Here is a 13,301-nt window from a genome sequence, read left to right on the forward strand (position 1 = left end):
GGATGCACTACATGCGCAGTCGTTCCATGCCGCTGTTCACCACACTGTTGACCCTGAGCCTGGGCCAGTTGCTCTGGAACCAGGCCCTGGCTGCTCCAGTGCCGGGCTGCTCGAGCCTGGCGCCGTTGCCGACAGTGCTGGAAGTCGGCGAAGGTTTGCAGCAGGAACTGCAGTCCCCGGTGGCCATCACCCGGCTGGCGGTGGGCGATCCGAAAGTCGCCGATGTCCACGCCAACGGCAACAAGGCCTTTCTCCTCACCGGCATGGCCCCTGGCGCCACTAGCCTGATGGTCTGGACCTCCTGCTCCAGCACTCCGCGCAAGAGCATGGTATTCGTCCGCGGCCGGGCCACTGCCGACATGACTACCAGCCGCTTGCCAATCAGCGATGATCCGTTGCTGCCCAGCCAGGTACAGACCGACATCCGCTTCGTCGAGGTCAGCCGCACCAAGCTCAAGGAGGCCAGTACCTCGATCTTCGGCCGTGGGCACAACTTCCTGTTCGGTTCCCCCAACACCGCTCCTGTCAGCAGTGGCACCTCCGGCAGCGTCACCCCGACCTTCGGTGGCCGGCGCACCAACATCCCCCTGGACAACGGCACCTTCAATATCGGCTTCGGCAACGGGCGGGTGCTGACGCTGATCAACGCCCTGGAAGGCAGCGGCTTCGCCTACACCCTGGCCCGGCCGTCGCTGGTGGCCCTCAGCGGCCAGAGCGCAAGCTTCCTTGCCGGTGGCGAGATCCCTATTCCGGTGCCTAGCACCGGCAGCAACAGCGTGACCATCGAGTACAAGGAATTCGGTATCCGCCTGACCCTGACCCCCACCATTGTCGACAGCGGTCGCATCTCGCTGAAAGTGGCCCCGGAGGTCAGCGAGCTGGACTACAGCAACGCTGTGACCATCGCCGGGACCCAGGTGCCCGCCCTGACCATCCGCCGTACCGATACCAGCATCTCCCTGGCCGATGGCGAGAGCTTCGTCATCAGCGGCCTGATCAGCTCCCGCAACAGTTCCCAGGTGAACAAGTTTCCCGGGCTGGGGGACATCCCGGTACTGGGTGCGTTCTTCCGCGACTCGACGATCAATCGCGAGGAGCGCGAGCTGCTGATGGTGGTCACTCCGCACCTGGTCCAGCCCCTGGCCGCCGACGCCAAACTGCCGGCCTTGCCCGGTGAGCGCTTGCGCAGCTACGACCCGAACTTCTATCGCATGTTCTTCCTCGAGAACGGCAACTTCGACAAGCGCAGCGGGCTATCGCAATGAGCCAGAGCCTGAGTCAGACCTTTCTTGCCATCACCCGCAACAGCACCGACCTTGAGTGGCTGCAAGGGGCCCTGGCGCCCCTGGGCCAGGTAGTGGGGGCCGATGGCAGCCTCGACGAGTTGCTGGCACTGGTGGACGTGACCTTCGCCAATCTGGTGTTCGTCGGCCTCGACCGCGAGCATGTAGTGGCCCAGGCCGCGCTGATCGAAGGGGCCCTGGAAGCCAAGCCGATGCTGGCGATCGTTGCCCTCGGCGATGGCATGGACAACCAGTTGGTGCTCAACGCCATGCGCGCCGGGGCGCGGGATTTTGTCGCCTACGGCTCGCGCTCCAGCGAAGTCGCCGGCCTGGTCAGACGCTTGAGCAAGCGCCTGCCGGCCGTGACGCCCAACACCCATCTGGGCGGCCTGACCGTGCTCTACGGCGTCCAGGGCGACGGGGATGGCGCACTCCTGGCCGGGCACCTGGCGCTGGTGGTGCAGAAGAGCGGTCAGCAGACCCTATTGCTGGACCTCGGTCTGCCCCGGGGCGACAGCCTGGCCTTGCTGGGGCTGGAAAGCTCCTTCCACTTTGGCGACGCCCTGCGGCACTTGCGACGCCTGGATACAACCCTGATCGACAGCGCCTTCACCAGTGCCGAGGCCGGCTTGCGCATCCTCGCCTATGCCCCCCACGACGAGCCCCTGGAACACACCAGCGCGGCCGAGCTGTACATGCTGCTCAGTGCCTTGCGCCAGCACTTCCAGCACATCGTGGTGAACCTGGTCGGGCAACCGGACAGCGAGGCCCTGCGCACCTTCGTCAGTCATTGCGACAAGCTGATCTGGTGCACCGACCAGAACGTGCTCGACTGCCGGCGCAACCTGGCGGTGCTCAACCATTGGCGCGAAAAGGGCTTGAAGCTCGATCACGCGCGCTTGCTGGTGGACCGTTACCTGCGCGCCGTCGCACCAGACTCCGAGACCCTGGGCAAGACTTTTGGCCTGGAGGTGATCGCGGTGCTGGCCTACAGCCCGGAGATTCGCCTGAATGCCAAGAACCAGGGCGTCACCCTGTTCGAACTGGCCCCACGCGAAGCCCTGACGCAAAGCCTGCGTACCCTGGGCGAGCGCCTGGCCAAACGTTCCGAAGGCCTGCCCAAGCCCAAAGCCGGCTGGCTCAACCGGATCATGGGGGGCAGATGAGCGGCGAAAAACTGTTTGGTGCCCCAGCCCGCGCGACCCTGGGTAACAGCGATCACGAGGGGCTGAAGCTGGTGCTGCATCGCTACATCATCGATGCCATCGAAGAATCGGGAAAGAACCTGCTGGAAAGCTCGCGGCAGAACCTTGCGCAGTTCGTCACCGATAAAGTGGCGGAGTACATCGCGCGCATGCACCTGGCGATTTCGCGCTACGAGATGGAGCGCCTGGCGGAGGAAATCGTTGATGAGCTGACCGGCTTCGGCCCCCTGGAAGTGCTGCTGCGCGACCCGGCGGTGACTGAAATCCTGGTCAACGGTCCGCACCGGGTATTCGTCGAGCGTGACGGTGTATTGCACCAGAGCGACCTGCGTTTTATCGACGCCCACCATGTGGAGCGGGTCATGCAGCGGATTCTCGCGCCCCTTGGCCGACGCCTCGACGAGTCCTCGCCCATGGTCGATGCGCGGCTGCCGGACGGCAGCCGGGTCAACGCAATCATCCCGCCCATCGCCCTGGACGGCCCCTGCCTGTCGATTCGTAAATTTCGCAAGGACATGCTCAAGAGCAGCGACCTGATCGCCATGCAGACCATCGACCTGGCGATCTTCGAGTTCCTCCAGGAGGCCGTGGGCAAACGCTGCAACATCCTGATCAGCGGCGGCACCGGCACCGGCAAGACCACCCTGCTGAACATCCTCAGTCAGTTGATCAATCCCCACGAGCGGCTGGTGACCATCGAAGACGTGGCCGAACTGCAACTGGGACACCCCCATGTGGTGCGCCTGGAAACCCGTCCGCCCAATGCCGAGGGCCATGGCGAGGTCAAGGCCAGCGACCTGATTCGCAACGCCCTGCGGATGCGCCCGGACCGGATCATCCTCGGTGAGATCCGTGGCGTGGAGGTGCTGGATGTGCTGACCGCGATGAACACCGGCCACGATGGTTCCATGAGTACCGTGCACGCCAACAACGCCCAGGATGCGCTGCTGCGCCTGGAAACCCTGGTAGGCCTGACAGGTCGCCAGATCGCCGAGCGCACCTTGCGGCAGATGATCTGCGCGGCCCTGGATGTGGTGATCCAGTTGACCCGTCTGCCCGATGGCCGGCGCTGCGTCAGCGAAGTGGTGGAGGTGGTGGGCATTCGCGATGACATCTATGTCACCAATACCCTGTTCCGCCTGGATCGCCGCAACGGCTTGGGCTTCGGCTTCTTGCGCGAGGCACTGAATCCGGCAGGGGACAAACTGCGCCGCGAGAGCGGGCTGGGCGTCAATTGAACCGGCGAGGTAGCCCATGATCGGTCTGCTGCTTACCTTGATCTGCCTGATTCTGCTGGGGCTTTCCGGCTGGCTGTTCTACCACGGCGTGCGCAAGACCGAGCGTGAACGGGTACTCAACCGGCTGGCCGAGGGGCAACCCGATCTGCGCCCGCAACGCAGTTCATGGACCGGCCTGGAGCGCGCATTCGCCCGCGCCGGTCTGGGCCAGCCCAGTGAGCGCCTGGGCCTGTGGCTGGCGATGTGGGCAGTACTCATATTGCTGGGCTACCTGCTGGGGGACTGGCTCGGGCTGCTGGGTTGCATCTGCGGCCCACCGCTGCTGTTGCGGCTGTATATCGCCTGGCTGTACCAGCGCCGGCTCAAGCGCATGATCGAGCAACTGCCCCCCTTGCTGGATCACAGCGTGCGCAGCCTGAAGTCCGGGCGCACCCTGGCAGACGCCGTGCTGGGAGCCATCGAGGCCAGCAACGATCCACTGAAACAAGCCATGGGGCGTATCCAGCGCAACGTGCAGCTGGGGGTCAACCTGCCGGACGCAGTCAGTGATTTTGCCGAGTTCTACGAACAGGACGAGTTACGCATGTTCGCCCTGGGCCTCAAGGTCAATCACCGTTACGGCGGCAACGCCAGCGAGCTACTGGAAAACCTGATCAAGCTGATTCGCGAGCGAGAGCAAGGGGCTCGGCAACTGAGTGCGATGACCGGGGAAACCCGCATGACCGCCTGGGTCTTGGGGCTCCTGCCAATGATTCTGGTGAGTTACTTCATGCTCACCAACCCCGGCTACATGCTCGGCATGTGGCACGACCCTGCCGGGCAACAGATGCTGATTATTGCCGTGTGCCTGCAGATCTTCGGCTGCCTGGCGCTGTGGCGTATGTTGAGGAGTATCTGAAATGCTTCTGCTGGCCGCTGCGATGTTGTTTTTCGGCGCCTTGCTGCTGCTTGGCAACGGCGTGCTGGAGCAGCGCCGGCGCGAGCGCCAGATTGCCCAGCGACTGCAGGGCAACATGACCCGTGACAACCGCCTGGGCAGTTGGCTGCGACTGCTGGGCGACAGCCGCTTCGGCCAGCGCGCCGTCAGCATGGACAGCGAGACGCAGGTCCTGCTCAACCGCCTGGGCTGGCGTCGAGCCAACCAGCGCTCGCTGTTCGCCGCCTTGCAGATCGCCACGCCGCTGCTGGTGGTGTGCCTGACGATCTTCATCCAGGAAGTGGCCTATCCCCAGGCCGAGAACAAATGGCTGGTGCCCATGCTGGCCGCCGGTGCCGGCTATCTGCTGCCCAAGCGCGCCCTGGCCTACGCCGCCAAGCGCCGGCAGAAACTCATCGCCATGGAGATCTCCACCTTCATTCCCTTGCTGCGCATTCTGTTCGAGTCGGGCATGGCCGTGGAACAGGCCTTGCGGGTTCTGGGCAACGAAGCCCAGAAGCTGCTGCCGGAACTGACCCACGAGCTGCGCCTGATCCTGGCGCGGGTCGATTCGGGCCTGGAGTTGGGCCAGGAACTCAGCCAGACCGCAACCCTGCTGGCGGTAGACGAATTCACCGACACCTGCGTGATTCTCCAGCAACTGATACTGCAAGGTGGCGGCGCGATGAAATCCCTGCAGGCCCTCAAGCAGTTGCTCGACGACCGGCGCCTGACCCGCCTGCAGGAATACATCTCGAAAATGTCGGCCAAAATGTCGGTGGTGATGATGCTGTTTCTCTTCCCCGCCTTGTTGATCGTACTGGCCGGGCCGGGCTTCACCGCCATCGCCCGGGCCTTTGCTTCCTAGAGGGAATCTGATGAAAGCCATGATTGTCGCTGCCAGCTTGTTGCTGCTCGGCGGATGCGCCAGCAACGGCCAGGTGTCGTGGGCGACCCTGACCAACACCACCAGTTGCGCCAAGCTCAGCTCCGAGCAAGAGTTGGCGGTCAATCTCGCCGATGAGATGGCCAACGACGGCAAGCTCTACGCCAGCCTGGCCAACCTGCAGAACCTGCCGGACAACCTCGCCGAAGTGCGGGTACGCAAGGCCCGGGTCTACCGTCTGCTGGGCCGTAGTGAGGCCGAGCCGCTGTACCGCAGCCTGCTGGGTTCATGCCTGGCCGCCGAGGGCGAGCATGGCCTGGGCCAGTTGGCGGCGGCACGGGGAGATAACGGCCAGGCCCAGGCTCACCTGCAACGGGCGGCGCATCTGGCACCGACCAATGAAAAAATCCGCAACGACCTGGGGGTCGTCTACCTCAACCAGTTGCGCATCGAAGAGGCGCGCTTCGAATTCCTCACAGCCATCGAGCTCAAGCAGTCCGAGCCGTTGGCGGCCATCAACCTGGTGACCCTGTTGCTCTATCAGGACAACTGGAAGCAAGCCGCAGAAGTGGTCAGCCAGGCCAACCTCAATCCCCAGCAATTTGCCCAGGCCCAGGCCCGCGCCGAGGAGCTCGGGAAACCCGCGGCCACCACCGCCTCCGTGACCCAGGTGGCCAAGGGGTCCACCACCCTGCAGCCTGAGGCCACGCCGACCAAGGAGCGCTGAAATGAAACTGCCCATGCTCTGCTGTACCGTTCTGCTGACGCTGCCCCTGGCCGCACTGGCCATCGACGCAGGCCCCGCCTCGCCCCAGCAGCAGGAGACCGAAGGCTGGCTGCTGTTGCAAAGTCGCAATCTGGCGGCCTCGCCGCAGCCACAGACGGCGACCCCCACGGAACGTGAACTGGCGCTGCAACGCTGGTTGAAAAAATACCACTACGAAATTCCGGACCTGTACGACCCGGATGCCGGTGGCAAGGTGGAAACCAAATAGTCAGGAGGGAATCAAGCGGCGGTGAATCCATCACCGCCGCCATGCACAGCTCGCGATCAGTGGGCAGTGACCCGCTGGCGCAACCCCGAATTGCTCGGTGACAAGGCCAGGGCCAACTGTGTGCGGTTGTGCATGTGGGTCAGCCGCAGGACCTGGGAAACGTAGAGTTTGACGGTGTTTTCGGTGATCCCCAGTTCGCAGGCAATCTGGTAGTTGGTCTGCCCCTTGCCCACCAGTCGCGCCACGTCCAGTTGTCGTGGCGACAGCTGGTTGAAGATTGCCGGCATCTCGATGGAATCCGCGTCGGCGCTGTCGCCCTGAGACTCCTCGCTGCGACTGGCGGCGGGTGTACGCCGGACCTTGTCCAGGTCCTGGTACAGATCGTCGATGGACTCCGAAAGAAACTGCAGCTTCTGGTTCAGATGCCCCAGGTGCAGGTTCTTCTGCCGCTCCTGCAAGGCGATTTCCTGACGCTGCAGGCCTTCGAGGAGTTCGTCCAGGTCGATGGGTTTCTGATAGTAGTCGGCAATGCCGGCGCGCAGGGCCTTGATCACGTCCTGTTTGTCCGCCTGCCCGGTGAGCATGATGGCTTCGAACACCCGATGCTTGCCGGCCAGGCGCTGCAGCTCCTGCACCAGCTGGATACCGTCCATATCGGGCATGTGCAGATCGCAGAGCACCAGGGAGATTTCCGCGTCCTTGTTGAAGCAATCCACAGCCTGGCGGCTGGACTCGCAAGGAACACAACGGTAACCACTGCTTTCAAGAAACTCGCAAAGTTCTTCGACAATCAGTGGCTGATCATCGACCACGAGCACTTTCATCTGTGAGGTGAGCTTGTTCACGTGCTACTCCGTGCGGGCCAATCGTCGACGGGCCACTCCTGTCCTGCCCCGCATGATCCGGGCAGCTACAACTTAAAACCTAGACCCACTTTCCGACTATGTACATAGCATTAATCCGTCCGGCGACTAGTGGATCACGCTCACAGTTAAGACCATTCCAGCCAGTACAAAGGGGGCAAATGGGTATTTTTTTGACAAGCCTGTGCCGGACACTCGCCCTTGGGGCTCAAGTCCTTGTTTCTGCTGCAGCCAGAACCTGGGGACAATCAGCAACCACACCAGGCTACAGAGCCCGGCGCCAATAAAGGCCCCCAGCAGATGCTCAGGGTCGGAGAGCAGCCCCAGGGCCGCCATCAACTTGACGTCCCCCGCCCCCATCCGGCCCATGGCATACCCGGGCAGGGTGAACAGCAGAGCCAGCAACAATGCCCAGCCGCCCTGTGCGGCACTGGCACCCAGCCAGGTACTGCCGGTCCACAACAGGTAGAAGGCGGCCAGCAGTGCCGCGCCCAGAGTCAAGGTGTTGGCGATATGCCGCTGATGCAGATCCTGCAGCGCACAGATTGCCAACCAGATCCACAAAACCCAGAAATGCATCGGCTTGAACGTTCCTTTTGCCGGATTGATCCTATGCTCAATGGACATAGTGGTTGTCAGGGTAGACGCACTCATGAAACCGGGCCTCCCTAGAAAGCAGAAAGGTGCTGTGGCGATCGAGTTCGCTGCGGTGTTCGTGATCTTCTTCGCGGTGTTTTACGGCCTGGTCAGCTACAGCCTGCCGCTGCTGATGATGCAATCCTTCAACCAGGCGACCGCCGAAGCGGTGCGTCGGGCCGTGGCGGTCGACCCCAATACTGCCAACTACGCCACTACGGTGCAGAACCTGGCCAACACCGTGGTGCAGACCCAGACCAGCTGGATTCCGCCGGCCTTCAACTTCGCCGCTACCGACTACAGCGCTGTATACGCCAACGGCGTGCTCACCGTGCGGGTCGACTACCCCACCCAGAAACTCACCCAGGTGCTACCAAGCCTGGTATTGCCGGTGGTCGGCCCGGTGCCCAACCTGCCCACCACCCTGACCGCTATCTCGAGTGTGCAGTTTTGACCTCTGGGGACAAGCTTCTCGGGCGCTTGCTGGGTCGCCAGCCACTTCCCGCCGACGAGCCCCAGGTAACGCCCCAGGCTGTCGGCCTGCAACTGATACTGGACCAGCAGGGCAGAGTCCTCAGCAGTAGCGGGCCGTTGCGCCATGGGCTGGTCCAATTGCCCCCCTCCGCCGAGCCACCACATCTGCTGGACTACATCCTGCCCGACAGCACCCTGGCCCTCGAAGGCCGTCCCGCCGATTGGAGTGGACAGGTGCTGGACCTGGACCTGCGCGGGCTGGGTGGCAAGACCTTGCACCTGCGCGGCTGGCTCCAGCCCTGGGGTTCGCAATGGTCGCTGCATCTGCTGGACATCGGCGACCTGATTCAACAACGCCAGCAGGCCCTGAGCCGTGAGCAATGCCGGATCTTCGCCGCGCAGATCAGCGAACAGATCCGCCTGTGCAACCTGACCCGTCTGTCGGACGTACTGCACGACCAGCTCGCCGACCTGGCCCGCTACTGGCACATCCCCTGCCTAGGCCTGGCCTTGCTCGACGAACAGGAGCAAAGCTGGGTCATCCACAGCTGCTACAGCGCCCATGACGCGCCCCGGCTGTGGCATAACGACCAAGAGCTGGGCACCGGCCTGGACAGCCTGAGCGGCAACACACCGCTGCATCTGAATCATATCCAGGGCCTGAATGAACACCCGCGGCTGCAGGGTATCTTCGGTCATCGCGAAGGTTTCCTGGTGCCCTACCGGGACGACCATGGTGTTGCCGCCTGGCTCCTGTGCGGCTGTTACACCGTGCAGCAATATGCGCCCAACCTGCTGGATCGCGACTGGCTGATGCTCACCGCGGCCCTGGCCGGACCACTGCTCAGCCGCCTGCGGGAACATCGTCATCATCTGCACCTGGAACGCCTGGAAGCCCTGCAAGGACTGCTGGGCGCCGGCTGGTGGGAGCTCTGCGCCGACACGGCGCAGGTGCTGCTGGCCAGCCAACTGGCCGCCAGCCTGCAACTGCCCGCCCCCAGCAACAGACTCAGCGTCCAGGACTGGCTGGAACTGATTCACCCCGCCGACCGCGCCGAACTCAGCAGCCGCCTGCAGGCCCTGAAACTGGGCAAGCCGCTGCTGCTCTGCGTACGCCTGCATGAAGCTGACCCGAGCGCGCCACCGCGCTGGTACCGCTTGCAGGGCCAGGCCCTGGGACGCGGGGAACAGCAACGGCTGGTGGGGTTCATGCTGGATATCAGCGACATCAAGAACCAACAGCAACAAGCCGCCGCGGCCCATGCCCGCCTGGATAACCTGATCGCCAGCTCGCCGGCGGTGATCTATGTCCAGCGCTACCAGGAAGGCGCCCTGCAACCGAGTTTTTTCAGCGCCAGCCTGCAACCCCTGCTGGGCTGGACCCTGGAAGACTGCCGCGAAGCAACCCTGGCGGAGTGGGTCCACCCCGATGACCGCGACCTGTACTTCCAGCGCTGCCGCCAACTGCTGCGCGAAGGCAATGTCCACGCCCGCTACCGACTCCGGGATCGCCAGGGAAACTTCCACTGGGTCCTGGACGAAGCCCGGCTGCTGCGCGATGACCTGGGCCTGCCGGTGGAAGCCGTTGGCCTGTGGCTGGACGTCACCGAAGCCACCCTGACCGCCGAACAGGTGCGCAAGAGCGAGGAGCGCTACCGGATTCTGGTGGAAGACTCGCCGGCGATGATCTGCCGCTACCGCCCGGACCTGACCCTGACCTTCGGCAACCGGCCGCTGGCAGCCTACCTGGAGTGCGCCGCCGAGGATCTGCCGGGGAGCAATCTGGGACAGTGGCTGTCCGCCGAACAGCGCGAGGGGTTCGAACGGCGACTCAAGTTGCTGAGCCCGGAGTTTCCGGTCAGCACCGCAGAGATCAACCTGCAACTGCCAGGACGTGAACACGCCTGGTGGGTCTGGTCGGATCGCGGGGTATTCGATGACCAGGGGCAGTTGCTGGAAATCCAGGCCGTGGGCCGTGACAACACCGAGGTGCGGCGCTCCCAGCAGCAACTGACGCAAAGCGCGAAAATGGCCACCCTGGGGGAAATGGCCACCGGCCTGGCCCATGAAATCAACCAGCCGCTCAACGTGATGCGCATGGCCATCGTCAATGTGCTAAAGCGCCTGAGCAATGGCGATATCCAGGTCGACTACCTCACCGACAAACTCAATCGCATCGACGCTCAGGTCCAGCGGGCCGCCCGAGTGGTGGATCACATGCGGGTATTCGGCCGACGTTCGGAGGTGGAGCAACAGCCCTTCAATCCAGCCAATGCCATCGAGGGTACCCTGTCACTGCTGGCCGAAGGCATACGCGGCAAGGGACTGGAACTGCGTATCAGCGAGCTGGGTTTCGAGGTCCAGGTGCTGGGCTTTGTCGACCAGTTGGAACAGGTGCTGATCAACCTTTTGGTGAATGCCCGGGACGCCCTGCTGGGCAAGCTGGGCCAGCAGAAGGATTTCAAACCCTGGATTGCCATACACGGCCAGCGTGACGAACAGTGGGTGCGCCTGTGGGTCGAGGACAACGCCGGTGGCATCGACCCGCGGCTGCTGGAGCGAATCTTCGAGCCCTTCTTCACCACTAAGCCGGTGGGCGTCGGCACCGGGCTCGGTCTGTCGGTGAGCTACGGCATAATCCAGAACATGGGCGGTCGCCTGAGTGTCAGCAACGGTCAGGACGGCGCACGTTTTTGCATCGAGCTGCCGATCGCCCAGGCGGATCAGATCACCAGATAGGCCCTGCCCGTCTGCCCACAGGTGAGGTTGGCGCCTACTTCCACATCCATCAGGTTGATCCCCAGCGCCGTCAGCAAGTTATTCAACAGCGGATCGAGCAGGGGGCTCAGCAGGTTGCTGATCAACGGCATGATCAGGCTGGTGACACCGTTGATCACTCCTCCCGCTACTGCCACCACCGAGCCAAGGAGGTTGGCGCTGACCGGCTGGTAAACCTGCAGGCTGATCCCGGCAATAGTGCCCGATAGGCTGTTGACGAGGTTGTTGGTCGGGGCGGCGTTCTGGTAGGTCGGCGCCTGGTTGACATTGCGCGGCACGGAAAAATCCGGCGCACCGCTTGAGTAGATCAGATCCCGCCCCACGTTCGGTCCGGTCTGGCTGAGCCCCAGCGAACTATCAACCTTGATGCCGATGCCCCCTGCGGCGAAGGCCGTGCGCGCCGGCCCGCAACTGCCGATCCCCAGAATCTTGTGACAGGTCCAGATACCCAGGTCGATGATCGGCAGCGGCGTCACCACAGGTTCCGTCGAGGAAGAGAACGCGGTGTTGGGATCAATCTGCCCCACCTTGATGTCGGCCAGGGACGACTCGCTGTGCGCCGTGAGGCTTTTGGTTCCGGTGTTGCCCGTCGGACAGCTGTAGTTGGTGACGTAGGCCTTGGCGCCCCCCAGCTCCAGGTTGATATCGATTCGCGGAGAAGGCAGCACTTGCGGGTCCACTTGCTGGCACCCGGCGCCCAGCAGGCAGCCCAAGGAGTTGATGGTATCGGCCAGATTCAGGCTCAGGACACTGTTGAGGGTCGGAGTCAGCGAGCCCACCAGCCCCAGCAAGGCGTTGGCCAGGCCGGTCACCCCGGACAGGCCTGTGAGGTTGACCGAAATCAGCGTCCGTACCTGAGCTGTGCGCACGTAGATGCGATTGGCCCCCAACGGATCGAGGATGGCCAGCCGAGGGTCACCGACAGCGGAGAACTGAGGCGGCTCAATGACCTTGACCCGGACCGTCACACTGGCCAGGCCCAGCAGGTTGGCCGGTATCACCGCTGCCACTGCGCTCTTGCTGTTGGCCAGTTGAATCATCGCTTGCAGCAGTTGGAAGAGCTGCAAGTTGGCATCCAGCGCGGTGGATGCAGCACCGGTCTGCAGTTTCAGGATGTCCCCCAGTTTCAACTGCGGTATCTGGGCACTCACCGCTACTTGTAGAGCCCCCAGGGCCGCCAGTATGTCGGCGGTCGCGCCATTGGCCTGGACCACGGTGGCGGCGGTCTGGATCAGCCGGGTCAGGCTGGCCTGGGTGTTGAGCAACTGGGTGTAGTTGCCGGCGGCGACGCCCAGGTCGATCGCCAGTTGATCGAGGTAGCGCAGTAAATTGATATCGCTGTTGAGCAGGCCATTCCAGCCCACAGCACTGATGTTCACACTGCCGCCGAGCATGTTGCCCACCACGGCATTGAGTATCGGTGAGTTGGTGCTGTTGACGGTGCCTATGGTGCTGCGAATGCTCAGTTGCGCCAGCGGTGGCGTCGGCGCAGCAGCCACGGCCGTGGCGCTGAGCTGAGTGGTGAGGTTGATCGGGCCTGGCGAGAACAGCGCCCCCACCCCCGACGCCACGCTGATGGGTACGGTGTTGGTGGCAATCACCCGCACGGCCGCCGACTGCGCTGGGTTGGCATTGAAGGTACGCAAGCTGTTGGCTCCGGTGGTCAGGGAGCCACAGGTGGTGGTGAGGGTACTGCCGGTGGCGATGACGAAACCATTGCGCACTGCACTCTGCCCGGCATAGGTGGCGGCAGTCAGGCCGGCCTGGCAATTGCCGCCACGGCTGACGGCTTCCAGCGCCGCGTTGTCCGCGACCCGTTGCAACTTGCGCTGCTCCATGTAGAGCCGACCGCTGTCCACCACCAGCAACATGAGCAACAGCGCCAGACCCAGGGTCGCCGCCGCCATCAGGCCAATGGCCCCGCGTTGTCGAGCCGGGCCGGAAAACCGCTTCAGGGGAGACATCGGGGCACTCCTTTACCGGCTCGCAGCCGAGCGCTACCTCCAAGAATATGAGGCAGTGTAGAC

12 protein-coding genes are annotated in these 13,301 nt (G+C 63.5%); 9 read left to right on the forward strand and 3 right to left on the reverse strand.

Annotated features, from left to right (window positions below; translation table 11 throughout):
• The first annotated feature begins 11 nt into the window (after positions 1-11).
• Genes FW796_RS13945 through FW796_RS13975 form a run of 7 tightly spaced genes read left to right on the forward strand, consistent with a single transcriptional unit; the run spans position 12 to position 6,523 of the window.
• Positions 12-1,265, forward strand: a complete 1,254-nt coding sequence (locus FW796_RS13945; protein WP_446439480.1) for a type II and III secretion system protein family protein — start codon at positions 12-14, stop codon at positions 1,263-1,265.
• Positions 1,262-2,449, forward strand: coding sequence for an AAA family ATPase (locus tag FW796_RS13950; RefSeq protein ID WP_446439481.1), 1,188 nt, complete (start codon positions 1,262-1,264; stop codon positions 2,447-2,449). Before FW796_RS13945 ends, FW796_RS13950 begins: the two co-directional genes overlap by 4 nt.
• On the forward strand, positions 2,446-3,726 hold the full coding sequence (locus FW796_RS13955) for a CpaF family protein (protein ID WP_346636292.1): 1,281 nt from the start codon (positions 2,446-2,448) through the stop codon (positions 3,724-3,726). Before FW796_RS13950 ends, FW796_RS13955 begins: the two co-directional genes overlap by 4 nt.
• A 16-nt stretch (positions 3,727-3,742) precedes the next feature.
• Positions 3,743-4,624 carry a type II secretion system F family protein gene (locus FW796_RS13960; protein ID WP_346636293.1) on the forward strand — a complete coding sequence of 294 codons (882 nt, stop codon included), beginning with the start codon at positions 3,743-3,745 and terminating at the stop codon, positions 4,622-4,624.
• A 1-nt stretch (position 4,625) separates the two neighbouring features.
• On the forward strand, positions 4,626-5,510 hold the full coding sequence (locus FW796_RS13965; protein WP_346636294.1) for a type II secretion system F family protein: 885 nt from the start codon (positions 4,626-4,628) through the stop codon (positions 5,508-5,510).
• 10 nt (positions 5,511-5,520) lie between these two features.
• Complete coding sequence (locus tag FW796_RS13970; RefSeq protein WP_346636295.1) at positions 5,521-6,255, forward strand: tetratricopeptide repeat protein; 735 nt, start codon at positions 5,521-5,523, stop codon at positions 6,253-6,255.
• Position 6,256: 1 nt separating this feature from the next.
• On the forward strand, positions 6,257-6,523 hold the full coding sequence (locus FW796_RS13975) for a DUF3613 domain-containing protein (RefSeq protein ID WP_346636296.1): 267 nt from the start codon (positions 6,257-6,259) through the stop codon (positions 6,521-6,523).
• 56 nt (positions 6,524-6,579) lie between these two features.
• On the opposite strand, the gene FW796_RS13980 is transcribed toward FW796_RS13975, so the two are convergent.
• Together FW796_RS13980 and FW796_RS13985 are read right to left on the reverse strand one after the other, a co-directional pair.
• Positions 6,580-7,368, reverse strand: coding sequence for a response regulator transcription factor (locus FW796_RS13980; RefSeq protein ID WP_346636297.1), 789 nt, complete (start codon positions 7,366-7,368; stop codon positions 6,580-6,582).
• Between the two features lie 126 nt (positions 7,369-7,494).
• Positions 7,495-7,965 carry a prepilin peptidase gene (locus FW796_RS13985; RefSeq protein WP_346636298.1) on the reverse strand — a complete coding sequence of 157 codons (471 nt, stop codon included), beginning with the start codon at positions 7,963-7,965 and terminating at the stop codon, positions 7,495-7,497.
• A 73-nt stretch (positions 7,966-8,038) separates the two neighbouring features.
• Between FW796_RS13985 and FW796_RS13990 the strand changes: the two genes are divergently transcribed.
• Complete coding sequence (locus FW796_RS13990) at positions 8,039-8,476, forward strand: TadE/TadG family type IV pilus assembly protein (protein ID WP_346636299.1); 438 nt, start codon at positions 8,039-8,041, stop codon at positions 8,474-8,476.
• Complete coding sequence (locus FW796_RS13995) at positions 8,473-11,235, forward strand: PAS domain-containing sensor histidine kinase (RefSeq protein WP_446439482.1); 2,763 nt, start codon at positions 8,473-8,475, stop codon at positions 11,233-11,235. The genes FW796_RS13990 and FW796_RS13995 overlap by 4 nt, the downstream gene beginning before the upstream one ends.
• Here FW796_RS13995 and FW796_RS14000 read toward each other — a convergent pair.
• A complete protein-coding gene (locus FW796_RS14000; protein ID WP_346636301.1) occupies positions 11,220-13,238 on the reverse strand; it encodes a pilus assembly protein TadG-related protein in 2,019 nt (672 codons plus the stop codon). The two genes, FW796_RS13995 and FW796_RS14000, sit on opposite strands and share 16 nt — an antisense overlap.
• Between the last annotated feature and the right edge of the window lie 63 nt (positions 13,239-13,301).

The sequence above is a fragment of the Pseudomonas sp. 910_21 genome (assembly GCF_052850735.1).

Bases quoted from the DNA above. Each gene is read 5' to 3' on its own strand.
- FW796_RS13945 (WP_446439480.1), top strand. From the start codon at position 12: ATGCGCAGTCGTTCCATGCCGCTGTTCACCACACTGTTGACCCTGAGC.
- FW796_RS13950 (WP_446439481.1), top strand. From the start codon at position 1,262: ATGAGCCAGAGCCTGAGTCAGACCTTTCTTGCCATCACCCGCAACAGC.
- FW796_RS13955 (WP_346636292.1), top strand. From the start codon at position 2,446: ATGAGCGGCGAAAAACTGTTTGGTGCCCCAGCCCGCGCGACCCTGGGT.
- FW796_RS13960 (WP_346636293.1), top strand. From the start codon at position 3,743: ATGATCGGTCTGCTGCTTACCTTGATCTGCCTGATTCTGCTGGGGCTT.
- FW796_RS13965 (WP_346636294.1), top strand. From the start codon at position 4,626: ATGCTTCTGCTGGCCGCTGCGATGTTGTTTTTCGGCGCCTTGCTGCTG.
- FW796_RS13970 (WP_346636295.1), top strand. From the start codon at position 5,521: ATGAAAGCCATGATTGTCGCTGCCAGCTTGTTGCTGCTCGGCGGATGC.
- FW796_RS13975 (WP_346636296.1), top strand. From the start codon at position 6,257: ATGAAACTGCCCATGCTCTGCTGTACCGTTCTGCTGACGCTGCCCCTG.
- FW796_RS13985 (WP_346636298.1), bottom strand. From the start codon at position 7,965: ATGCATTTCTGGGTTTTGTGGATCTGGTTGGCAATCTGTGCGCTGCAG.
- FW796_RS13990 (WP_346636299.1), top strand. From the start codon at position 8,039: ATGAAACCGGGCCTCCCTAGAAAGCAGAAAGGTGCTGTGGCGATCGAG.
- FW796_RS14000 (WP_346636301.1), bottom strand. From the start codon at position 13,238: ATGTCTCCCCTGAAGCGGTTTTCCGGCCCGGCTCGACAACGCGGGGCC.